Genomic DNA, 20,101 nt, shown 5'->3' with positions numbered 1-20,101 from the left:
AAGCGGCGCCGGTCGATCGCCCATCCGCTTGGCTCAAAGTATGATCCTGCCCGCGCGGGCCTGCAAGCGACCTTGTGGAGATGTTCGGACCCGCGCCGCTCGTCAAGCGGGCTGGAAGGCGTCGCTTCTCAGTATCCTGTCGAGCGGCACCGATTGCGTGATCTCCTGTGGCCGCGAGACATGCAGCTCGGCAAAATACCAGCCGGTCGCCTCGGCGCCGCTGGCGTCTATGTCCAGCTGGTCCAGATTGCCGAGAACGTGTTCCTGTTCCTCGGACGAGGCGAAACGGCGCTGAGGGAAGAGGCCTTCCACCTTCTCGGTCACGTAGCCGTGGCTGCTCAGCATGTCTTCCGGTGCGCCGAAATCGAACATGCGCAACACGAAGTGCGCCATCCACGGCTTGCTCTCGATACTCGTTTCGAGGAGCCGTTCCAGCGACGTCTCCGTGACATAGCCGACGCAGCCCGTCGAGATGATGAGGTCGGCGTTTTCGAGCGCTGCGACATCCTTGGCCTTGGGATCTCCTGCCTCGAGATTGGTCGTGATTCCGGCATCGAGCATGCCGGCATCGACCGCGTACGATACCGCCCGCACGGCGGGGTCCACGCCCACCATCTCGAGGCAGGCATCGGCCGGTTCGGCGTAGAGATCGCGATCGCGCGCCAGAAGTGCCCCCGCATTGTCAGGTCCGGCGGCGTAACGTTCATAGAGATCGTCCATCGAAAGCCCGTGCTTGAGCAAGGCGCCGTTGACCCCGTAGGAGCAGCCGAGATCGATGACCTTTATCGCCTCGGATTGCGTGGAGCGGCGACGCGCCTCGATAAGAGATTCAAATCTTGGCTTTGCTTCCTGAGGAATCCTGTAGCCAAGACGAGATAGCGCAGAGAAATAAGATACAGGCTCATCCCTGTTGTAAATCCCGTTCAAGTTTATTTTGCCTGTTTGATCGTATGAAATATTTTCCAATATTTCTTCTCCTTCCTTTTTATGCAAAAAATAGATTTTCGCGCGCTCCGCGAGCACGCGAGTCGATTGTCGATCAGGGATGAAATACCATATCGCACATGGTTGAGAATTTGAACCCCGGATCGGGGTTTTCCCGAAAATGGAGGCCATTGCCGCTGCAAATCACGCGGCCAGGCAGCAGCGAACCGGCGCTTTGCCCTATTTGGCGGGTTCGCGTCTTGGATCAGGAACCGGCATGCAGCACGATCTCGCGCCGGTGCGGTGCCGTCCGGTGCTCGAACAGGTAGATGCCCTGCCAGGTGCCGAGCGCAAGGCGTCCGTCGACGATCGGGATCGACAGCGAAACCGCCGTCAACGCCGCCTTGATATGCGCCGGCATGTCGTCTTGCCCCTCGAGGCGGTGCACGAGATAGTTCATCGACGGATCATCGGCCGGCGGCACCAGCCGCCGGAAGAAGGCCTCGAGATCGCGCCTGACGTCCGGGTCGGCGTTCTCCTGGATGAGCAGCGAGCATGACGTGTGCCGCACGAACAGCGTCAGCAGCCCGGTCCCGATATCTGCCTGGCGCACGAATGCCGTTGCGCGATCGGTGAATTCGTAGAGACCGGCGCCGGAGGTCTGGAGCGTGATGATCGATTGCGGCATGACGCGCTCAGCCCGCTTTCGGCGGCATCTCGAACAGGTCGGCGAAGCGCTGCAGCGCCGTGCGTTCGCCGGCGATTTCCAAGGCTCCCTGCTGCTCAAGTTCCGCCAGCGGCAGCTTGCCGTAGGCCAGGCCCGCAATCGCGGAAGGGCTGCCAGACACCACCGCGTCGGTGCGCTGCGGCTCGCCCCGTTCGGTTATCAGAACGCCGTTCATCACCCCGACGGAAAAAGACTCAGCGCCGAAGCGGAACGCCATCAAAATATCCAGCCCCCTCGCCTTTCCGGCCTCGAATTTGGCGCGAAACGACAGCATCAACGCAACGGGGCTGAGCGGCAAGGTCGGATCATGGCGCGGCGAGCGCACAGCCCATTTGCCCAGGGACAGCAGGATAGGCTCGGCCTCCAGACCCCATTCGGTCAATTCGTAGACCTGGACGGAAGCGGGCGGCGGCAGCTTTCGCCTGCGTACCACGCCCGCACCTTCCAGCCCTTCGAGCCGCTGCGTCAGGACATTGGCGCTGATGGCGGGCAAGCTGGCGCGGAGATCGCCAAAGCGGCGCGGGCCGAGCATGAGTTCGCGCATGACGAGCAGCGCCCATCGTTCGCCCAGAAGGTCGAGCGCGTGAGCCGTTGCGCAAGCGTCTTCATAACTGCGCGGCGATTTTCCGGTTATTTTTTCTAACTTCATAGTTGTCAACTATAACTTTGTATGCGAAGCTTTGCAAGTCGATGAGGGAAATCAGCCAAAGGAGAATGCCATGAAAGTGCTCGCCAATATCGATTTCGACGGAGAGTGCCGCGAGGCTTTTACGAACTACGCCGCGATTCTGGGCGGCAAGATACGCGCAATGATCAGCCACCGCGACGCGCCCGACATGGGGCCTCCGGTGCCGGAGGAGAAAATGGACCGCATCCTCCATGCCTGGATCGACATCGGTAACCAGGCCCTGATGGGTCAGGACATGCAGGATTTCGACGGCCGCAAGGGCATGAGCGTGATGGTGCAAGCCGACTCCGCCGGCGAAGCCCAGCGTATTTTCGGCGAACTCGGCAAGGGCGGCGAGATCGGCATCCCCTTCGGCGAGCAGCCATGGTCCAAGGGATTCGGGACGGTCACCGACCGCTGGGGCGTGTCTTGGGTGATCGATACCGCAGAAGAGGCATAGCGCAAAGTTAGCGAATGACCCGAGAAGGCCCGGCCCGTGCCGGGTCTTCATTTACCCTGCTTGACCTGTCGGGCCGCATGGTGATCGGTGGATTCGAGTCGGTGCATCAGGCTGAAGCGCCGCTCCACCTGGAGGCCGCAACCAACAAAAAACCCGGCAACTTGCCGGGTTTTTGTTTGTTAGCTGTCCAGGAAGCTCCTGAGCTTGCGGCTGCGGCTCGGGTGCTTGAGTTTCCGCAGCGCCTTGGCTTCGATCTGGCGGATACGTTCGCGGGTGACCGAGAACTGCTGGCCGACTTCTTCCAGCGTATGGTCGGTGTTCATGCCGATGCCGAAGCGCATGCGCAGCACGCGCTCTTCGCGCGGGGTGAGCGAGGCGAGAACCCGCGTCGTGGTCTCGCGCAGGTTCGCCTGGATCGCCGCGTCGATCGGCAGGATGGCGTTCTTGTCCTCGATGAAGTCGCCGAGATGCGAATCCTCCTCGTCGCCGACCGGCGTTTCGAGCGAGATCGGCTCCTTGGCGATCTTCAAGACCTTGCGCACTTTTTCCAGCGGCATGGCGAGCTTTTCGGCCAGTTCCTCCGGCGTCGGTTCGCGGCCGATCTCGTGCAGCATCTGGCGCGAGGTCCGCACGATCTTGTTGATCGTCTCGATCATGTGGACCGGAATGCGGATGGTGCGCGCCTGGTCGGCGATCGAGCGGGTGATCGCCTGCCGGATCCACCATGTCGCGTAGGTGGAGAACTTGTAGCCGCGGCGATACTCGAACTTGTCGACCGCCTTCATCAGGCCGATGTTGCCTTCCTGGATCAGGTCGAGGAACTGCAGGCCTCGGTTGGTGTATTTCTTGGCGATGGAGATGACGAGCCGCAGATTGGCCTCGACCATTTCCTTCTTGGCGATCGCGGCTTCGCGCTCGCCCTTCTGCACCTGGTTGACGATCTTGCGGAATTCCAGGATCGAGATCGCCGTTTCGGTGGCGAGGTTCTGAATCTCGGAGCGGATATCCTTGATCGCTTCCTTCTCGTTCCTGGTGAACTCCTTCCAGCCGCGGCTGGTAAGATTGGCGATCGACTTCATCCAGTTCGGATCGAGTTCGGACCCTTGGTATTCCCTCAGGAACTCCTCGCGGCGCACGCCGTAGCTTTCGGCGAGCCGCAGCAGCCGGCCTTCATTCTGCACCAGCCGCTTGTTGATGTCATAGAGCTGCTCGACCAGTGCCTCGATGCGGTTCTGGTTGAGCGACAGCGACTTCACCGCCTTGATAAGCTGGTCCTTCAGCTCCTTCAGGCGGCGGTCCTGGCTGGGCGACAACGTGCCCGCGGCGGCAAGCCGGTTCTCGACCTGCTGGTCCTGCAGCTTCCTGAGCTTCTTGTAGATGTCGGCGATGGAATCCAGCGTCTCCATCACTTGCGGGCGAAGCTCTGCTTCCATCGCCGCAAGCGAAAGGCTCGCCTCGTCCTCGTCGTCCTCTTCCTCTTCGGCGCGCGATTCGCCGCCGACATTGGTGATGTCGTCGTCCTCGCGCGGCCCGCTCGAACGGCGGCCACGCTCGTCGAGCTTCGGCTTCTCGGCTTCCTCGACGCGCTCCACCACCGGCGCCTGCTTGGCTTCCGGCCCGGCATAGGTGGTTTCGAGATCGATGATCTCGCGCAGCAGGATTTTCGCTTCGTTCAGTTCGTCGCGCCAGATGATGATGGCCTGGAAGGTCAGCGGGCTTTCGCAGAGGCCCGCGATCATCGTCTCGCGGCCGGCCTCGATACGCTTGGCGATGGCGATTTCGCCTTCACGCGACAGCAGTTCGACCGAGCCCATCTCGCGCAGATACATGCGCACCGGATCGTCCGTGCGATCGGTCGGCTCTTTTTTGGTCGTGGTGGCGGCAACCGCGGTGCCGGTCTGCTCGGCAAGCTCGTTGGCGTCTTCCTCGGCGTCGGCGGCCGTAGGTTCACCTTCGGTCTCTTCGCCGGTCTCGTCGTCCTCGACGACGTTGATGCCCATGTCGGACAGCATCGCATTGATGTCTTCGATGCGGTCGGGGTCGGTTTCATCCGAAGGAAGCACCGCGTTCAACTCGTCGATGGTCACATAGCCGCGCTTCTTGGCGGCCTTGATCATCTTCTTGACAGCATCATCGGAAAGGTCGAGCAACGGGCCATCGGTTGTGGCTTCGCGTTCAGTCTCGACCTCTTCCTTTTCCTTTGTCGCCATTCGTAACTTTCTCCAAGGGCCGGAGTTTCGAGCGGAGCCGGTGCTCCTGGTCAGTCAGGCAAGCCAAGCGAATTCATATGTACCTGCGCCATCAGACGCGAGTACTCGCCGTGCGTTAAAGCCCGATTAACCCTGATATCTGTGGCGGGCTCCCCACCCGTCCAGTATTCAGGCTCCGTCCCGTCATTGTTGGGTGCGGGCAGTCCCGCAGGTTAACCTTTTCGAATCGTCCTGATTCCGTCATTCCGACGGAAGGTCAAGCGGCTCTCGCACGATTCGCAACAAAAAAGCGAATCAATTGCTCAGAATCACCGACTTGCCCGTCCGGAGGGTATGCCGAAGCCTTCGATCAGCGCTTCCGTGGCCTGCGCGTCGCGAAACTGCGCCTGTATTTCCAGCATGTGACGGTAATTTTCGTCTGTCGGGTCGGTTGCCAGTGCCACTTCAGCCGCTTTCAGCTCCTTATGTAGAGTGCGCGCGCTGCGGTGCAAGTGGAGCGCCTGGGCGAAAGCCTCGCGCGCGTCCTCGAGTGCTGCGTCTTCCAGTGCCGGCCACATGCGAGCGCGGCGGATCAGCGTCACCGCCCGCTCCCACACCTCCAGCAGGCCCGCAGTCTCCAGCGCCTGAACCACCGCCGAGCGGTCGTGCGCAAGGTCGTGCGCCAGGGCGTCGATCAGCGCTGCGTGCAATTGCCGCAAGTCGGGATGCACCAGATCGAGGCTTTCGACGACGTCGAAATTCTCGTCCATCAGCGCCGGATGGTTGACCAGCGCGACCATGATCACGGTTTCGCGCAACGGCATGATGCCGCCGGCGCGCTTCACCAGTGCCGAGCGGGCCAGGCTGTCGGACACCGCCAGCCGGCCTGCGGCCACACCCGGCCTGCCGCCACGGCCCGGGCGCTGATCGCGGTCGCCCTGTCGCTGCGGACGGCTCCGCGTCGTGCCGAAGAAGGCGAGCACCCGTTCACGCATCTCCTGCTGGTAATGGTAGCGCACGCTCTCGTCGCGGATGCGGCTCACCAGTTCGCGCAGCGTCTTTTCCAGTTCGGCGCGCTTTTCCGGCGTGTCGAAGACACCGCCGGAGGTTTCGCGCAGCCACAGGAGATCGGCCAGCGGCCGCGCCTCGGCCAGCACCTGCCGGAACGCTTCCGGGCCTGACTCCTTCACCAGATCGTCGGGGTCCTTGCCTTCGGGCAAAAGCGCGAAGCGCACGGTGCGGCCGGCCTGGATCAGCGGCAGCGCCATGTCGGCGGCACGCCAGGCGGCTTTCAGCCCGGCCTTGTCGCCGTCGAAGCAGAGCACCGGCTCGCCGGTCATCCGCCACAGCAGTTCCAGTTGGTTCTCGGTCAGCGCCGTGCCGAGCGGCGCCACGGCGTTCTCGAAGCCGGCCTGCGCCAGCGCGATGACGTCCATGTAGCCCTCGACGGCAATCACCGTGCCGTCCTTCTGCTGCGCCTTGCGGGCGCGCACGAAATTGTAGAGCACATTGCCCTTGTGGAAGAGCTCGGTCTCGGGCGAGTTCATGTATTTGGCGAGCGCGTCCGCCGCCAGCGCACGACCGCCGAAGGCGATGATGCGGCCGCGCGAATCCGGGATCGGGTACATGATGCGGTCGCGGAACCAGTCGTAGGAGACCGGAATGTCATCGCCGTGGCGGACCAGCCCGCACGCCTCGATATCGGCTTTCGGCACACCCTTGCCGGCGAGAAATTCCTTCAGTGCATTGCGGCTCTCAGGCGCGTAGCCCAGCCGGAAGGCCTGCTGCGTCGCCGGCGTCAGCCCGCGCTCGCGCAGGTAGGAGCGCGCCTTGGCGCCGGCCGCCGACTGCAACTGCTCCTGGAAGAATTTTGTCGCCAGTTCCATCACGTCGTGCAGTGTGGCGCGTTCCTTCTCGCGCCGTTCCGCCTGTTCGTCGCGGGCCGGCATTGGAACTCCAGCCATGCCGGCGATCTTCTCCACCGCCTCGGGAAAACCCATGCCGTCGAGTTCGGTCAGGAACTTGAAGTGATCGCCCGAAACGCCGCAGCCGAAGCAGTGGTAGCGGCCTTTTTTGTCCTCGCAGTGGAACGACGGCGACTTCTCGCCGTGGAACGGGCAGCAGGCCCAGTAGTCGCCGCGCGAGGTGTTGGTCTTGCGCTTGTCCCACGAGACGCGCGCGCCGATCACCGATGAAATCGGCACGCGGTCGCGTATCTCGTCGAGAAAGGAGGGCGGAAAGCGCATGAATGAAGCTCGTTTGCCTTCCATATAAACATGCGCGGCAGTGGAGACGACACCTAATGCGGAGAGTGCCCGGTTTTCACAGGCAAACAAAAAAGGCGGCCCTCGCGAGCCGCCTCCGTTCCTTCCCGCCGGGCCGCTTAGCGGGCGGCGATCATGCCGGCGATGACGCCCGAGGCGAAGCTGACCAGCAGGTAGTCGTTGCCGACGCGGATCCATTCCTGGCCGCGACCCGGACGGTGCAGGCCGTAGTGGCGGTAGTCGCGAACCGGGCGATGCTGCCGCCAGCCTGGATACTTCTGGCCGCGCTTCCAGTGCGACTTGTGCACCACGACCTTCTTGTGCACGACCCGCTTGTTGACGCCGTACCGCTTCTTGACGACGTGCTTCTTCACCACCACGCGCTCCTTGACGACGTGTTTCTGGGCGACGAGTTGCACATTGGCCTGCGGCGCAAGCGGTGCGTTGAGCGGCGCCGCCTTAGCCTGCATGGCCGGGACGGCAAGCATGGAAAACGCAATTGCGCTGAGGACGAGACGTTTCATCGGGGTTTACTCCTTGGTTGTCGATGCCCATGAAGTAGCGCCCGGCCCATGAACCGAAACTGAATGGTGCCATTACATTTTTGTAATGCTTTCATACGTTTACAGAGGTTAATTCACAGCCGGGGTGCGGGCCGGGAAGTTCGCTGCCGGCGGTCGCATCATCCCCGGGCCACTCCTTCCCACCGCACCTGGTCCTGTCGCCACCAGTCCCAATTCACTTTGACTTCCGATCCAATTCCGACACACTGCGTCGGCATGAAACGCTTATGACGCATGGACGAAAATTATTATCCGGCTAAGATAAAACGCATGGAAAAATGGCTTTGATTCGCTTCTGGCATACCGTTGCCGGGGATGGCGCCGCGGCGCTGGTCTCGGCATGCGGCGCTTATGATCCTTCCGGAACCCGCGGATGAGCGGCTCGGTCGTCCTGCTGCATCTGGCCGGGGCTGTCGCTTTGCTCCTGTGGGCGACGCGCATGGTGCGCACCGGCGTCGAGCGCGCTTATGGCGATGTGCTGCGCCAGAAACTGCGCGCCACGATGCGCAACCCGGTGATGGCGGTGCTGACCGGGGCGGCGCTGTCCATCGCGCTGCAAAGTTCGACCGCCGTGACGCTGCTCGTCGGTTCCTTCGCCGGGTCCGGCATCGTCAGCGGCATTTCCGGGCAGCTTGCGGTGCGTGGCGCCGAGATCGGCTCGGCGCTGGTGGTCAAGCTTTTGTCCTTCGACCTCAGCCTGCTGGTGCCGATCTGCCTGGCCGCCGGAACGGTGATGTTCATGGCCACCGAGCGGCGCGCCTGGCGCCAGTTCGGCCGCATCCTGGTCGGCGTCGGCCTGCTGATCCTGTCGCTCGAGATGATCGGCGAGGCCTCCGAGCCGCTGCGCGAAAGTCGCCTGCTTCCCGTCATCGTCGATTATTTCTCCACCGACCCGGTCACCGCGTACCTGCTCGCCGCGCTGGTCACCTGGCTTTTCCACTCCAGCATCGCCGCCGTGCTGCTGCTGGTTACCCTTGCCGGCCGTGGCTTCATCCCGCCGGAACTTGGCGTCGTGCTGGTGCTCGGCGTCAATCTCGGCAGCTCCGTCATAGCGCCGCTGCTGACGCGCCATGCCGAGCCTGGCGTGCGCGTCGTGCCGATCGGCAACCTCCTGATGCGCGGCGCCGGTTCCCTGATCCTGATGATCGCCTTCCATTGGCTGAAGCCGCCGGTCGCCTACCTTGGCGCCACGGTGCCAGACCAGATCATCAACGCGCACATCCTGTTCAATTGCCTCATCCTCGTCGCCGGCATCCCGCTTGCCGGCCTCGTCTATCGCGCGTCCGAAAAGATCGTGGCGCTCGGCACGCCGGCCAAGCCGGCCGAGTCGCTCGCCAACGCCGAACTCAGCGCCCTCAACGAAAGCGCGCTCGACACGCCAGGCCAGGCGCTCGCCAACGCCACCCGCGAAGTGGTGCGCGTCTGCGAAACCGTCGAGATCATGCTGAAGCGCATCATCGAGCTTTACGAGAAGGCCGACGCCGACAAGATCGCGGCACTTGCGGCGTTGGACGATCGCGTCGACAGGAAACACGCGGCGATCAAGCTCTATCTGGCCAAGGTCAGCGCCCGCCAGCTCACCGAGGCCGAGGCGCTGCGCCATCAGGAACTGATCGGCGCCTGCGTCAAGCTGGAACAGGTCGGCGACATCATCGTGCGCAACATGCTGGCGCATGTGCAGAAGAAGCTCGACCGCGGCCTGGAGTTCACCGAGGAGGGCTGGCGCGAACTCGCCAGCTTCCATTCTTCGGTGCTGACCAATGCGCGGCTCGCCTTCAACGTGCTGGTCTCGCGCGATCCCGAAACCGCTCGCCAGCTGGTCGAGGAAAAAGACCGGCTGCGGGCACTGGAAAAGGAAGCGAGCCAGAGCCATTTCCAGCGGCTGCGCGAGGGTACCGCAAAAAGCGTCGAGACCAGTTCCATCCACCTCGACACCATCCGCGACCTCAAGCAGATCAACTCCCTGCTCGCCTCCATCGCCTATCCGGTGCTCGAGGAACAGGGCCTTTTGCGCGGATCGCGGCTGAAGGCGAGCTGAGCGCATTCCGAAATCGCATGGGCGCGGGTTCGCAATGAACTCCCGCGCCCCTACGCTCCGACCGTTACGGCACCAGTGTTATCTCGCCCGGCCGCCAGGTCTTTTCGAACCATGGCTCCAACGGGCCGTAGAGCCGGAAGATCGCGAACCAGCTCTTGCCGGGGCGGGTTTCGATCCAGTTGGCTTCCTTTCCTTCCGGCGCCTTCGGTCCGAAATAGAGGTCGACCGATCCATCGGCGTTAACGGCCATGTCGGTGTTGCGCTTGCTGTTCTTGCTCGGGAACGGCTGGCCCGTTTGCAGCTCGGAACGGGTCTGCGGATCATAGACTACGACTGACCAGAAGTCCTTGGCCGGAACGTTTGCAGGCACGTTGAGCTGATAGGTCTTGGCGCCGTCGAGCGCGTTGCTGCTCTGGTCCAGATAGGTCATCGCGTATTGGGAGCCCTTGCCGGGAATCTTCATCGCCATCGCGGGCGTGTTGACCGTGGCCAGGTAGAAGAAGTTGGTGCGTGCGTCCTTGCCGCGCCCGGAAACGCCGTCGACATCCAGCCATCTGTAGTCGGCGCCAACGAAGCCGGTCTTCCACTGGGAGCCCTCGTATATTTCGGCGCGAGGATCACGATTGCGGAACCCGATCGCGCGCGCGGTTGCGTTTGCGACCGCGACGGCTTCGGTTAGCGTCTTCGTCATCCTCTCGTCGGGCGCAAATGGCGCGCCCTTGCGGATGCCTATAGCCGCGGCGAGGCCAAGCAGTTCGGGGTCGAAAAGATCGACAGGCTCCTTCTGAATGACGTGATCCAGCTCCTTGTAGAACTCGAAATTGTTGGCGTGGATCGTGTTGTAGGGCACTTTCGAGCCGTTGAAGAACTCCATCGCCGGCGGGTTGTCTTTCTTGCCGAGCGAATAAACTTTCAGGCCCTCGCGGAACATTTTGGAGGCAGCGTCCGGCTTGCCGTCGACGAGGAAGCCGCGAAGCACCAGGAGATTCACGTAAGACGGCGAGCGGGCGATGAAGTACTCGCCGCCGTCTTTCACGTCCTTCGGCAATTCGCCGGTGTAGTCGGCGGGAACGATGAGGTATTTGCCGCCCTTGCCCTGGTCCGGGCCTGGGCTGCCCATATCGACGACGAAGCGGAAGAACGCGTCATCCACCGTGCCCGGACCCGAGCCCGGTGGAACCTCGACGACCGTCGGGCCGTCGGTTTCGAGATCCAACATAGCGAGGCAGTAGACAGTGTCGGTGTTTCCAGTGAGAAGCAGCGGGTTCGAATCCAGCAACTGGTCGAAGATGACAGCCTGGTTGCTCTTCTTCGCACCCAATTCGGCGTTGCCCAGACGAGCCGCTTCGATCGAGGCAGCCGGGACGAAGTTGAGGAAAACCTCGACCCCACGCAGGAAATCGAGATTGTCGTAGACCAGCTGCGCGGTTTCGACGGTCGGAATGCCGTCGACGAAATTCAACGTGCCGAGCCGGGTCTCGACCTTGTCGGGCGTCATGATCTGGTCGGGTATCTTCTGGTTGAAGCCGGGTGTGTTCTGCGCGTGCGCCGTCGCGATCGCGAGCACGCTGACGAAGGCCGTCGAGATGATAAATCGTTTGTCGAAAAGGTTCATGGCTGCGTTCCCTGGTGCGTGCCCTTCCGTAGCGGCATGGAGAGATGGATACGCGCCGGCCGAAAGGGTCGCTATCGGAATCCTGCAAGAGCGCACGCGCCTCGCAAGGCCTCGCGGGAACAACTATTGTCGAGTGGCCGTCGATTTCTGCGAAGCCATTTGATACTGTTGCCGCGGTCGTTGCGCTGGAGGGGTGCCGTGACGAGTTTACAGGGGAACTACGGCCGCCAGGTGGAAATTCTCGCCGCCTTCGAGTCCCGCTATTCGGACTTCGACATGATGGCCGACAGCGTGATCGCTTGGGACCAGAAATACGATCACATCGGCCGCGGTCCTTTCGAGGGCCGTTTGAGCCAGGTGGTGCTGAACACCCTTCAGGGTCGGTCGCGTCCGATGGAAGCCCGGCATCATGCAGCGTGGCAGCGCGCCGACGCACTCCTGGGTCATCGCTTTTCCGACCGCCGCCGAAGGATCGCTACATGTGCGCGGACAGCAGGTCGGCCAGGGCCAGCCGATCCTGGTCGGGCCATGCGAGGACATTGCGTTCATCGCCAACGGGTCGACCGAGCTCGCGCTTGCTGCCATTCCCGTCGGACAGATCGAGCATTGGATGCAGGTCCGCAGAGGTGCGCCCGGGCTTGACCGGAAATATCTCAACCGGCCGTGGGCGATCCGCAAGCGCGAGGTTGTCCAGCGAGGATTCAAACTGGCGAAGCTGTTGAAGGCGCTGATGAGCAGAGCCGACGGCGATGCCTCGCCGGACATGCTCGCGGCGATCGAAAGCCAGGTTGTCGACGTCGTCCTGGGGATTGTGCCGGCAACCGATGTGGCTGAACCCCTCCACAGGCGTGCGCGCGTCGCCATGAAACTGCGCGACATTCTGATGGGCAGTGTCGAGACGCCGCCGAACATAAGCGCCATGTGCGAAGCGCTCGGCGTGAGGGAGCGGACACTTTTTCTGACCTGCACCGAGGCGTTCGGCCGGCCACCCAAGGCGTTGCTGCTGGAACTGCGTCTCAACGCCGTGCGCCGCGCGCTCGCTCATCCCTCGGGCGAACGGACCGTGACGGGCGTCGCGTCGCGCTTCGGTTTCTGGCATTTCGGCGAGTTCTCGGCCGAGTACAAGCGCCAATTCGGCGAACTGCCGTCCGCGACCCTGTCGAAGGCGCTCGGAACGTCTCTCCGGAACTAGCGGAAGCCTGTGGGGGCTCTGCGGCGGCTTCCTGAGCCATCCGGACCGGCTTGGGATGCGAAGATCGAGGCATTTCCGCTTGCGTCGGTATAGGACGATGATTTAGGGGACCCACTCTTTCGCGACCGCCGGTCGTGTCGCAGCCCCCAAAAATCTCCCAAGTTGAAAAAGCATGATCCGTCTCGAAAATATCGGCAAGCAGAACGGCAAGCAGATCGTCTTCATCGAGGCTTCGGCGACGATCCAGCGCGGCGAGAAGGTCGGCCTCGTCGGCCCCAACGGCGCCGGCAAGACCACGCTCTTCCGCATGATCACCGGCGAGGAACAGCCCGACGAGGGCCAGGTCTCGATCGATCGCGGCGTCACAATCGGCTATTTCAGCCAGGATGTCGGCGACATGTCCGGCCGTAGCGCGGTCGCCGAGGTCATGGACGGCATCGGCCCGGTGAGCGCGCTCGCGGCTGAAATGGCCGACCTCGAAGCCGCCATGGGCGATCCGGACCAGGCCGACCGGATGGACGACATCATCGCCCGCTATGGCGAGGTGCAGCACAAGTTCGACGAGTTGGACGGCTACGCGCTGGACGGCCGCGCCCGCGAGGTGCTCGACGGGCTGGGTTTCAGCCAGGAAATGATGGGCGGCGATGTCGGCAAGCTCTCGGGCGGCTGGAAGATGCGTGTGGCGCTGGCGAAGATCCTGCTGATGCGGCCCGACTTCATGCTGCTCGACGAGCCGTCGAACCATCTCGACCTCGAAAGCCTGATCTGGCTTGAAAACTTCCTCAAGGGTTTCGACGGCGCGATCCTGATGACCTCGCACGACCGCGAGTTCATGAACCGCATCGTCGGCAAGATCGTCGAGATCGACGCCGGCGCGCTCACCTCTTATTCGGGCGACTACGAATTCTACCGCCAGCAGCGCGCCATCGCCGAAGTGCAGCAGCAGGCGCAGTTCGAGCGCCAGCAGGCGATGCTCGCCAAGGAGATCGCCTTCATCGAGCGGTTCAAGGCGCGCGCCAGCCACGCCGCGCAGGTGCAGAGCCGCGTCAAGAAGCTGGACAAGATCGACAAGGTCGAGCCGCCGAAGCGCCAGCAGACGGTGCGCTTCGAGTTCCAGCCGGCCCCCCGCTCGGGCGAGGACGTCGCCACGCTGAAAGGCGTCCACAAGAGTTATGGCACGCGCCGCATCTATGATGCGCTCGACTTCCAGATCCGCCGGCGCGAGCGCTGGTGCGTCATGGGCGTCAACGGCGCGGGCAAGTCCACCCTGCTGAAGTTGGTCGCCGGAGCCGCGGAACCCGACGACGGCACCGTTGCGCGCGGCCCCAGTGTCAAGATGGGCTATTTCGCGCAGCACGCCATGGAACTGCTCGACGGCGAACGCACCGTGCTGCAGTCGCTCGAGGATTCGTTCCCGCAGGCAGGCCAGGCGCCCTTGCGCGCGCTCGCCGGCTGCTTCGGCTTCTCCGGCGACGAGATCGAGAAGAAATGCCGCGTGCTCTCGGGCGGCGAGAAGGCGCGGCTGGTGATGGCCAAGATGCTGTTCGACCCGCCGAATTTCCTCGTGCTGGACGAGCCGACCAACCATCTCGACATCGCCACCAAGCAGATGCTGATCGAGGCGCTGTCGCGCTACGAGGGCGCCATGCTGTTCGTCAGCCACGACCGGCATTTCCTTGCAGCACTCTCGAACCGCGTGCTGGAACTCACGGAAGACGGCATGCAGGCGTATGGCGGCGGCTATACGGAATATGTCGAGCGCACCGGTCAGGAAGCTCCCGGCCTGCGCAGCTGATCATTCATTTCGGTGGGCGCCCTGGCTGCACCGCCCGTGTGAGCAGCATCCTTCCCTGCAGAAAAACTAAAGCCTGGCCCAAGATTTATGGATTGCCCGGCAGCGGCGTGCATGGTCTGTGGCCAGTCTGCCACCATCCGGCTCGAAAGATCATGTCGCTTCCGCTGATAGCCTTGTTCATTGCCGCTTTCGCCTTCGGCACCACGGAGTTCGTCATCGCCGGCGTGCTGCCGCAGGTGGCGGAAGGGCTGGGCGTCAGCGTGCCGACCGCCGGCTACCTTGTTTCCGGCTACGCCCTCGGCATCGCCATCGGCGGGCCGTTGCTGACGCTCGCCACCGCGAGAGTGCCGCGCAAGACGCTGCTGCTCTGCCTGATGGTGGTGTTCTGCGCCGGCCAGGCCGCCTGCGCGCTGGCGCCCGATTTCGCGGCCATGCTGTCGATCCGCATCGCCGTCGCGGTCGCGCACGGCGCCTATTTCGGCGTTGCCATGGTGGTGGCGGTCTCCCTGGTGCGCGAAGACCAGCGCGGCATGGCGGTTGCGCTCATCCTGGCTGGCCTCACCGTTTCCGGCATCGTCGGCGTTCCGGCCGGCACCGCGATCGGCAATGTCTGGGGCTGGCGCGCGACCTTCTGGGCGATGTTCGTGCTGGGCATCGTCGCAGCACTGGCGATGATCGCCTTGTTGCCGCGCACCGCCGGCAGTTCCAGGCCGCCGGCCGGATTGCGGAGCGAGGTGCGGGTCTTGGGCCGCCAGCAGGTGTGGACGTCGCTTATCCTGATGCTGATGCTGATGCTCTGCCAGTTCGTGCCTTACACCTATATCGCGCCGCTGTTGCAGCAGGTGACCGGTCTCGACGCGGCGTTCGTGCCGTGGGTGTTGCTGCTCAACGGCATCGGCGCCACGCTCGGCGTCTTCATCGGCGGCAAGCTCTCCGACCACAGGCTGATGCCGTCGCTCATCACCATGCTGGCCTTGCAAGGCGTGGTGCTGGCAACGATCTACCTGGTCAGCCCCTACCCGCTGCCCATGGTGGCGGCGCTGACGCTGTGGGGCGGCCTCAACTTCGCGGTCGGCACGCCGATCCAGACCCGTATCCTGAGCTGGACCGCCGACGCTCCGAATCTCGCGTCCTCGCTCATTCCGTCCGGCTTCAACGTCGGCATCGCGCTTGCCGCCTTCGTCGGCGCGATGATGCTCAACGCCGGCTATTCCTACCGCAGCCTGCCGCTGCTCGGGGTCGCCGCGATGGTCGTCGCGACAGTCGTCGCGCTTTCGTCCTGGATCGCCGAGCAGCGCCGCGGCCTCACCCCGCCCCAGCCTGTGGGTGCGGCGGAATAAGCGTCAGAGCGTAATCCGGAACCGCAGGCTTTCGCCGCCGCCATAAACCGGCAGCTTGTGAAAGCGTTCGACCAGAACGCCGGCATTGGCGGTGACCACCTTCTGCGACGGCAGGTTGTCGGCCTCGGTGGTGATCTCGACATAATCCAGTCCCACCGCCCTCGCCTCCGGCAGCAGCAGGCCGAGCGCCCTTGTTGCGTAGCCGAGCCGGTGTTTCCATGGCACCACGGTGTAGCCGATATGGCCGAGCACGTGCGGCGGCAGTTCCGACGTGCCGTTCTGCCAGCGCAGCTGGATCGAACCGCTGAATTCGCCGTCCCACATCCAGCGGATGAAACCCGGCAGCCGCGGCACCTGCGTGCCGTCCGGCAGCGTGATCGGCTTGCCGCTCGCCTGCGGATCGTCGAGGCTGTCTACGAACGCGGCCGCATCATCGGCGATCGCATCCCGATGCTCCCGCGCGATCTCCGCGCTGCGGATGCTCGCGGGCGACCAACCGCGCTGGAGGGCGTCGACATAGGACGGCAGGTATTCGGCGGCGGGTTTGACGAGCTGCATCGGCATGAATTCGAGCGAGGGTTACGGGTGGGCTTTTTGCTAAAACCGTCATCGTGGACAATATCCAGAAGCGGGAAGCGAACGAGCCAGGTCGACCCGCCGGACCGTCATTGCAGCAGGCCTTTCACCAAGGCCGCCGGCTTTGCCGATATCCGTCAGCTCTCCAACCCTTCGAGCAGCGTGAGGAGAGCGGCGTCCAGGGGATTCGGTCCGACCTTTTCGAGCCGAAACAAACCTTCCATGGTCAACATCGTGATGCCATGGACTTGCGCCCAACAGGCTCCCGCGCGACCCCGCACTTCGCGCTTGCGCAGCACGCCCTCGGCCTCGCCCCGCTCCAGCAATGCGATCACCACGCCAAGCGGCGCGAGCGCCCTTTCGCTCAAATGCACGTCGGCTGCGTTGCCGGCCTCCGCGCTGAACATAAGCCGGTAGAGACCCGGATTTGACGTTCCAAACCGAACATAGGCCCGGCTGACGGCGAGAAATTCGTCGCGCCAGGAATTTGCCCCCCTTGGCTTCGCCGTTGCCATCGCCTTATGCAGTCTGTCGAATCCCAGTAGCGCCATTTCGGAAAGCAGGGCGGCTTTGTCCGGAAAGTGCTTGTAAGGAGCCGCATGGCTGACGCCGGCGCGGCGGGCTACCTCCCTCAGAGTGAACTGCCAGCCCTTCTCCTCGAGCAGCATTGCCATGGCGGTCTCGATGATCGCGTGCCTCAGATTTCCGTGATGATACGGGCGATCGGTGGCTTCCTGCATGTTGCCTCACAAAGTTGTCATCAGAAACATTGTTGACATCGCCTACTTCCAAGCCTATGTCAATGCGCGGAAGTTAACACTGTCAACATTGGAACAAGGCCATGAAATACTTCAATCGGAGCGCCACGGCGCGCAACTTCATCGGTGGTCTCGCGGCCATCTATCTGACCACAACTCCCCTGCATGCCGGCGAACTGTCGGCCATGGCGGGCGAAAGCATTGACCTCGGCCGTTTTCACGGCGTCGTCTACTTTACCAGCGAAAATGACGGCTTTCGGGTAGTCGCGACGATCGCGGACGGAGAGGCCGGCTTGCCGATGCGCTTCTCGGCCACACTCGCCGACAATCACACGACCACGATATCCGTGCCGGGCGAATTGGGCGAAGCTGCCCACAGCCTCGAAATCTCACGCTCCGGCGACAAGCTTACCGTCAAGGAGGTCGGCTTCGCCTCCAGCCCCGAAATGCAGGCCACTGCCGAATAAGGGCCTGGTCAGGTCCGTTTCAGAATCGCAGACGCCGACATGGAGTTCTACCCATGTTGGCGCCGGCGTTATCCCGGAACGCCCTACTGCAGCAGGCTTTTCACCACGCCGCTGGCCTTGCCGAAATCCATCTGGCCGACATATTTTTCCCTGAGCGCCGCCATCACGCGGCCCATGTCCCTGACACCGGCAGCACCCGTCTCGGCGATGACGTCGCGGATCGCCTGCTGGGTCGCGGCGTCGTCCATCTGGGTCGGCAGGAAGCCGCGGATGATCTCGATCTCGGACCGCTCCTTGGCCGCGAGTTCCGGGCGGTTGCCGTCGTCGAAAGCCTTTGCCGATTCCTCGCGCTGCTTCACCATCTTGGCCAGGATCTGCATCACCTCGTCGTCGGTGGCGGCAGGCTTGCCGGTGCCGCGATTGGCAATGTCGCGATCCTGGATCGCCGCGTTGACGAGCCGCAACGTGCCGCTGCGTTCCCGGTCGCCGCTCTTCAGCGCCGTCTTGAGGGCATCGGTGATCTTGTCGCGCATCGGTTTTGTCCTGAATGGTGCGTTCCTGCAGGTCCTGATAAACCACTGCCGGCAAACCTCAAAGAGGGCACGGCATGTACGTCCTGAAGCGCGGCATCAAGAAAGACCCTCAGAGACGCTGGAACCTGCCCGACCGCATTTTCTTTGGTTACGGCGCCTGCCATATCCTCGCGGGCGCCTTCCTCGAACGCCCGCCCCTCGCCGGCTTCCACGCCGAGCGCATCGTTCCAGGCGAAGGCTTCTCCGGGAACCATATCTATGTCACCGACGGCGCCGTCGCCTTCGACTATCACGGCTACTCCAGCCGCGAGCGGCTGCTGGAGCATCATCGAAAGGGATGGTCGGGTCTCCATGAGGGATGGAATTGCGCTATAGAGCGCGTCGATTTCCATTTGCTGGACACGACCGAACTGAACCGGCGAAAGATGCTGGGGCCTGACCAATACCTGCATGATCCCGTCGCGCGCGCACTCCGGTTCATCGAGCGCATGGACCACGCGGAAGCCGCGGCGAGAGCACTGCGAACGACCTTGGTGGCCGAATTCCATGGAGGCTGGAAAGCCGAGTTCAAATCGGCCGCCGCCGATTGACCGTTCCGGCGGCTTACCCTATGTGGAGGCCTTGCATGAACTGGATTCTGCTTGTGCACGGAGGTCGCGAAATGCCGTCCCGTGCCTTTTGCCGCGCACCCGCCAGCGGGAAACGTTCACGCACGCACGTTTGATGGAGAGCCGCCATGGCCGCGACGACTGCCCCCTGGACGACCGAAATCCCCACCGCCCTGCTCGTGCTGGCTGACGGCACCGTCATCGAGGGGCGCGGACTGGGCGCTGCCGGCACCGCAGTTGCCGAGGTGTGCTTCAACACCGCGCTCACCGGCTACCAGGAAATACTCACCGATCCCTCCTACGCCGGCCAGATCGTCACCTTCACCTTTCCGCACATCGGCAATGTCGGCACCAACGACGAGGATATCGAGGACCTGACCCCGGCGGCTCGCGCCGGCGCCGTCGGCGCCGTGTTCAAGGCCGACGTCACCAACCCGTCGAACTATCGCGCCGCCGGCCACCTCGACCAGTGGCTGAAGCGGCGCGGCATCGTCGCCATGTCGGGCATCGACACCCGCGCGCTGACCGCGCTGATCCGCGAGAAGGGCATGCCGAACGCCGTCATCGCTCACGCGCCCGACGGCAAGTTCGACATCGACGACCTGAAACGCCAGGCCAGGGCCTGGACGGGCCTTGTCGGCCTCGACCTCGCCAAGGAGGTCACCTCCGGCCAGAGCTCGACCTGGCATGAGACGCCGTGGGTCTGGGACGAAGGCTATGGAACCCAGGGCGAGCCCACCATGCAGGTGGTGGCGATCGACTACGGGGTGAAGCGCAACATCCTGCGGCTTTTGACCGGGCTCGGCGCCGAGGTCACCATCGTGCCGGCGACAACGGCCGCCGAAGACATCGTCGCCATGAAGCCGGATGGTGTCTTCCTGTCGAACGGCCCCGGCGACCCGGCCGCCACCGGCGAATATGCCGTGCCGGTGATCCAGGACCTCTTGAAGACAGGCCTGCCGATGTTCGGCATCTGCCTCGGCCACCAGATGCTGGCGCTCGCCGTCGGCGGCAAGACCGAGAAGATGCACCAGGGCCACCACGGCGCCAACCACCCGGTCAAGGATCACACCACCGGCAAGGTCGAGATCGTCTCGATGAACCACGGCTTCGCGGTCGACTCCAAGTCGCTGCCCGACGGTGTTGAAGAGACTCACGTTTCGCTGTTCGACGGCTCGAACTGCGGCATCGCCCTGACGGGCAAGCCGGTGTTCTCGGTCCAGCACCACCCGGAAGCCTCGCCCGGCCCGCAGGATTCGCACTATCTCTTCCGCCGCTTCGTCAATTTGATCCGCGAAAAGAAGGGCGAGCCGGCACTGGCGGAATGACTGCCTGCGGAAAAGTTTGCCGCTGGCGCGCCCCTTCTTAGTTCAAATTTTGCTGAA

The 20,101-nt window shown here is 63.4% G+C and carries 18 protein-coding genes; 8 read left to right on the top strand and 10 right to left on the bottom strand.

Annotation, left to right across the window (positions count from 1 at the left end; genetic code table 11):
* Positions 1-102: 102 nt before the first annotated feature.
* The 3 genes from OHD58_RS24540 to OHD58_RS24530 all read right to left on the bottom strand — a co-directional run bounded on the left by OHD58_RS24540 (position 103) and on the right by OHD58_RS24530 (position 2,300).
* Positions 103-1,023 carry a hypothetical protein gene (locus OHD58_RS24540; protein WP_263806241.1) on the bottom strand — a complete coding sequence of 307 codons (921 nt, stop codon included), beginning with the start codon at positions 1,021-1,023 and terminating at the stop codon, positions 103-105.
* A gap of 166 nt (positions 1,024-1,189) precedes the next feature.
* The gene (locus OHD58_RS24535; RefSeq protein ID WP_263806240.1) at positions 1,190-1,612 is read right to left on the bottom strand and encodes a secondary thiamine-phosphate synthase enzyme YjbQ; all 423 of its coding nucleotides are present in this window, start codon (positions 1,610-1,612) and stop codon (positions 1,190-1,192) included.
* A gap of 7 nt (positions 1,613-1,619) precedes the next feature.
* On the bottom strand, positions 1,620-2,300 hold the full coding sequence (locus OHD58_RS24530) for a winged helix-turn-helix transcriptional regulator (RefSeq protein ID WP_263806239.1): 681 nt from the start codon (positions 2,298-2,300) through the stop codon (positions 1,620-1,622).
* Between the two features lie 70 nt (positions 2,301-2,370).
* Between OHD58_RS24530 and OHD58_RS24525 the strand changes: the two genes are divergently transcribed.
* Positions 2,371-2,778: a VOC family protein gene (locus OHD58_RS24525; RefSeq protein WP_263806238.1), complete on the top strand. Its 408-nt coding sequence runs from the start codon at positions 2,371-2,373 to the stop codon at positions 2,776-2,778.
* Positions 2,779-2,957: 179 nt separating this feature from the next.
* Here OHD58_RS24525 and rpoD read toward each other — a convergent pair whose 3' ends face one another.
* The 3 genes from rpoD to OHD58_RS24510 all read right to left on the bottom strand — a co-directional run bounded on the left by rpoD (position 2,958) and on the right by OHD58_RS24510 (position 7,755).
* Positions 2,958-4,988, bottom strand: coding sequence for an RNA polymerase sigma factor RpoD (gene rpoD, locus OHD58_RS24520; protein ID WP_263806237.1), 2,031 nt, complete (start codon positions 4,986-4,988; stop codon positions 2,958-2,960).
* Between the two features lie 308 nt (positions 4,989-5,296).
* Positions 5,297-7,213 carry a DNA primase gene (gene dnaG / locus OHD58_RS24515; protein WP_263806236.1) on the bottom strand — a complete coding sequence of 639 codons (1,917 nt, stop codon included), beginning with the start codon at positions 7,211-7,213 and terminating at the stop codon, positions 5,297-5,299.
* A gap of 137 nt (positions 7,214-7,350) precedes the next feature.
* A complete protein-coding gene (locus tag OHD58_RS24510) occupies positions 7,351-7,755 on the bottom strand; it encodes an RcnB family protein (RefSeq protein WP_263806235.1) in 405 nt (134 codons plus the stop codon).
* A 412-nt stretch (positions 7,756-8,167) separates the two neighbouring features.
* Here OHD58_RS24510 and OHD58_RS24505 point away from each other — a divergent pair, with 412 nt between their 5' ends.
* Positions 8,168-9,832 (top strand): Na/Pi cotransporter family protein, encoded by a 1,665-nt coding sequence (locus OHD58_RS24505; protein ID WP_263806234.1) that lies wholly within the window; start codon positions 8,168-8,170, stop codon positions 9,830-9,832.
* Between the two features lie 64 nt (positions 9,833-9,896).
* Here OHD58_RS24505 and OHD58_RS24500 read toward each other — a convergent pair whose 3' ends face one another.
* On the bottom strand, positions 9,897-11,447 hold the full coding sequence (locus OHD58_RS24500; RefSeq protein WP_263806233.1) for a DUF1254 domain-containing protein: 1,551 nt from the start codon (positions 11,445-11,447) through the stop codon (positions 9,897-9,899).
* A gap of 409 nt (positions 11,448-11,856) precedes the next feature.
* On the opposite strand from OHD58_RS24500, the gene OHD58_RS24495 reads away from it, so the two are divergent.
* From OHD58_RS24495 to OHD58_RS24485, 3 genes are all read left to right on the top strand, one after another.
* Complete coding sequence (locus tag OHD58_RS24495; protein WP_263806231.1) at positions 11,857-12,639, top strand: AraC family transcriptional regulator; 783 nt, start codon at positions 11,857-11,859, stop codon at positions 12,637-12,639.
* Between the two features lie 172 nt (positions 12,640-12,811).
* Positions 12,812-14,434 carry an ABC-F family ATP-binding cassette domain-containing protein gene (locus tag OHD58_RS24490; RefSeq protein ID WP_263806230.1) on the top strand — a complete coding sequence of 541 codons (1,623 nt, stop codon included), beginning with the start codon at positions 12,812-12,814 and terminating at the stop codon, positions 14,432-14,434.
* A 152-nt stretch (positions 14,435-14,586) separates the two neighbouring features.
* Positions 14,587-15,774 carry an MFS transporter gene (locus OHD58_RS24485; RefSeq protein WP_263806228.1) on the top strand — a complete coding sequence of 396 codons (1,188 nt, stop codon included), beginning with the start codon at positions 14,587-14,589 and terminating at the stop codon, positions 15,772-15,774.
* Between the two features lie 3 nt (positions 15,775-15,777).
* On the opposite strand, the gene OHD58_RS24480 is transcribed toward OHD58_RS24485, so the two are convergent.
* Positions 15,778-16,338, bottom strand: coding sequence for a GNAT family N-acetyltransferase (locus OHD58_RS24480; protein WP_263806227.1), 561 nt, complete (start codon positions 16,336-16,338; stop codon positions 15,778-15,780).
* Between the two features lie 149 nt (positions 16,339-16,487).
* Positions 16,488-17,090, bottom strand: a complete 603-nt coding sequence (locus tag OHD58_RS24475; protein WP_263806225.1) for a TetR/AcrR family transcriptional regulator — start codon at positions 17,088-17,090, stop codon at positions 16,488-16,490.
* Between the two features lie 101 nt (positions 17,091-17,191).
* Between OHD58_RS24475 and OHD58_RS24470 the strand changes: the two genes are divergently transcribed.
* Positions 17,192-17,575: a hypothetical protein gene (locus OHD58_RS24470; protein ID WP_263806223.1), complete on the top strand. Its 384-nt coding sequence runs from the start codon at positions 17,192-17,194 to the stop codon at positions 17,573-17,575.
* An 83-nt stretch (positions 17,576-17,658) separates the two neighbouring features.
* Here the strand turns inward: OHD58_RS24470 and OHD58_RS24465 are convergent, their stop codons facing one another.
* The gene (locus tag OHD58_RS24465) at positions 17,659-18,108 is read right to left on the bottom strand and encodes a GatB/YqeY domain-containing protein (protein WP_263806221.1); all 450 of its coding nucleotides are present in this window, start codon (positions 18,106-18,108) and stop codon (positions 17,659-17,661) included.
* Between the two features lie 74 nt (positions 18,109-18,182).
* On the opposite strand from OHD58_RS24465, the gene OHD58_RS24460 reads away from it, so the two are divergent.
* Together OHD58_RS24460 and carA are read left to right on the top strand one after the other, a co-directional pair.
* On the top strand, positions 18,183-18,698 hold the full coding sequence (locus OHD58_RS24460; RefSeq protein WP_263806219.1) for a hypothetical protein: 516 nt from the start codon (positions 18,183-18,185) through the stop codon (positions 18,696-18,698).
* Between the two features lie 146 nt (positions 18,699-18,844).
* Positions 18,845-20,044: a glutamine-hydrolyzing carbamoyl-phosphate synthase small subunit gene (gene carA / locus OHD58_RS24455; protein WP_263806218.1), complete on the top strand. Its 1,200-nt coding sequence runs from the start codon at positions 18,845-18,847 to the stop codon at positions 20,042-20,044.
* The last annotated feature ends 57 nt before the right edge of the window (positions 20,045-20,101 follow it).

Origin of the sequence: Mesorhizobium sp. ZC-5 (assembly GCF_025753855.1) — a bacterium.
In the GTDB taxonomy this organism is placed as follows: domain Bacteria; phylum Pseudomonadota; class Alphaproteobacteria; order Rhizobiales; family Rhizobiaceae; genus Neomesorhizobium.
The sequence above is the reverse complement of the archived record's forward strand: the minus strand, read 5'-3'. Positions and strand labels throughout refer to the sequence as shown.

Coding starts and splice junctions, on each gene's coding strand:
- OHD58_RS24535 (WP_263806240.1), bottom strand. CDS start 1,612: ATGCCGCAATCGATCATCACGCTCCAGACCTCCGGCGCCGGTCTCTAC.
- OHD58_RS24530 (WP_263806239.1), bottom strand. CDS start 2,300: ATGAAGTTAGAAAAAATAACCGGAAAATCGCCGCGCAGTTATGAAGAC.
- OHD58_RS24525 (WP_263806238.1), top strand. CDS start 2,371: ATGAAAGTGCTCGCCAATATCGATTTCGACGGAGAGTGCCGCGAGGCT.
- rpoD (WP_263806237.1), bottom strand. CDS start 4,988: ATGGCGACAAAGGAAAAGGAAGAGGTCGAGACTGAACGCGAAGCCACA.
- dnaG (WP_263806236.1), bottom strand. CDS start 7,213: ATGCGCTTTCCGCCCTCCTTTCTCGACGAGATACGCGACCGCGTGCCG.
- OHD58_RS24510 (WP_263806235.1), bottom strand. CDS start 7,755: ATGAAACGTCTCGTCCTCAGCGCAATTGCGTTTTCCATGCTTGCCGTC.
- OHD58_RS24505 (WP_263806234.1), top strand. CDS start 8,168: ATGAGCGGCTCGGTCGTCCTGCTGCATCTGGCCGGGGCTGTCGCTTTG.
- OHD58_RS24500 (WP_263806233.1), bottom strand. CDS start 11,447: ATGAACCTTTTCGACAAACGATTTATCATCTCGACGGCCTTCGTCAGC.
- OHD58_RS24495 (WP_263806231.1), top strand. CDS start 11,857: ATGCAGCGTGGCAGCGCGCCGACGCACTCCTGGGTCATCGCTTTTCCG.
- OHD58_RS24490 (WP_263806230.1), top strand. CDS start 12,812: ATGATCCGTCTCGAAAATATCGGCAAGCAGAACGGCAAGCAGATCGTC.
- OHD58_RS24485 (WP_263806228.1), top strand. CDS start 14,587: ATGTCGCTTCCGCTGATAGCCTTGTTCATTGCCGCTTTCGCCTTCGGC.
- OHD58_RS24480 (WP_263806227.1), bottom strand. CDS start 16,338: ATGCCGATGCAGCTCGTCAAACCCGCCGCCGAATACCTGCCGTCCTAT.
- OHD58_RS24475 (WP_263806225.1), bottom strand. CDS start 17,090: ATGCAGGAAGCCACCGATCGCCCGTATCATCACGGAAATCTGAGGCAC.
- OHD58_RS24470 (WP_263806223.1), top strand. CDS start 17,192: ATGAAATACTTCAATCGGAGCGCCACGGCGCGCAACTTCATCGGTGGT.
- OHD58_RS24465 (WP_263806221.1), bottom strand. CDS start 18,108: ATGCGCGACAAGATCACCGATGCCCTCAAGACGGCGCTGAAGAGCGGC.
- OHD58_RS24460 (WP_263806219.1), top strand. CDS start 18,183: ATGTACGTCCTGAAGCGCGGCATCAAGAAAGACCCTCAGAGACGCTGG.
- carA (WP_263806218.1), top strand. CDS start 18,845: ATGGCCGCGACGACTGCCCCCTGGACGACCGAAATCCCCACCGCCCTG.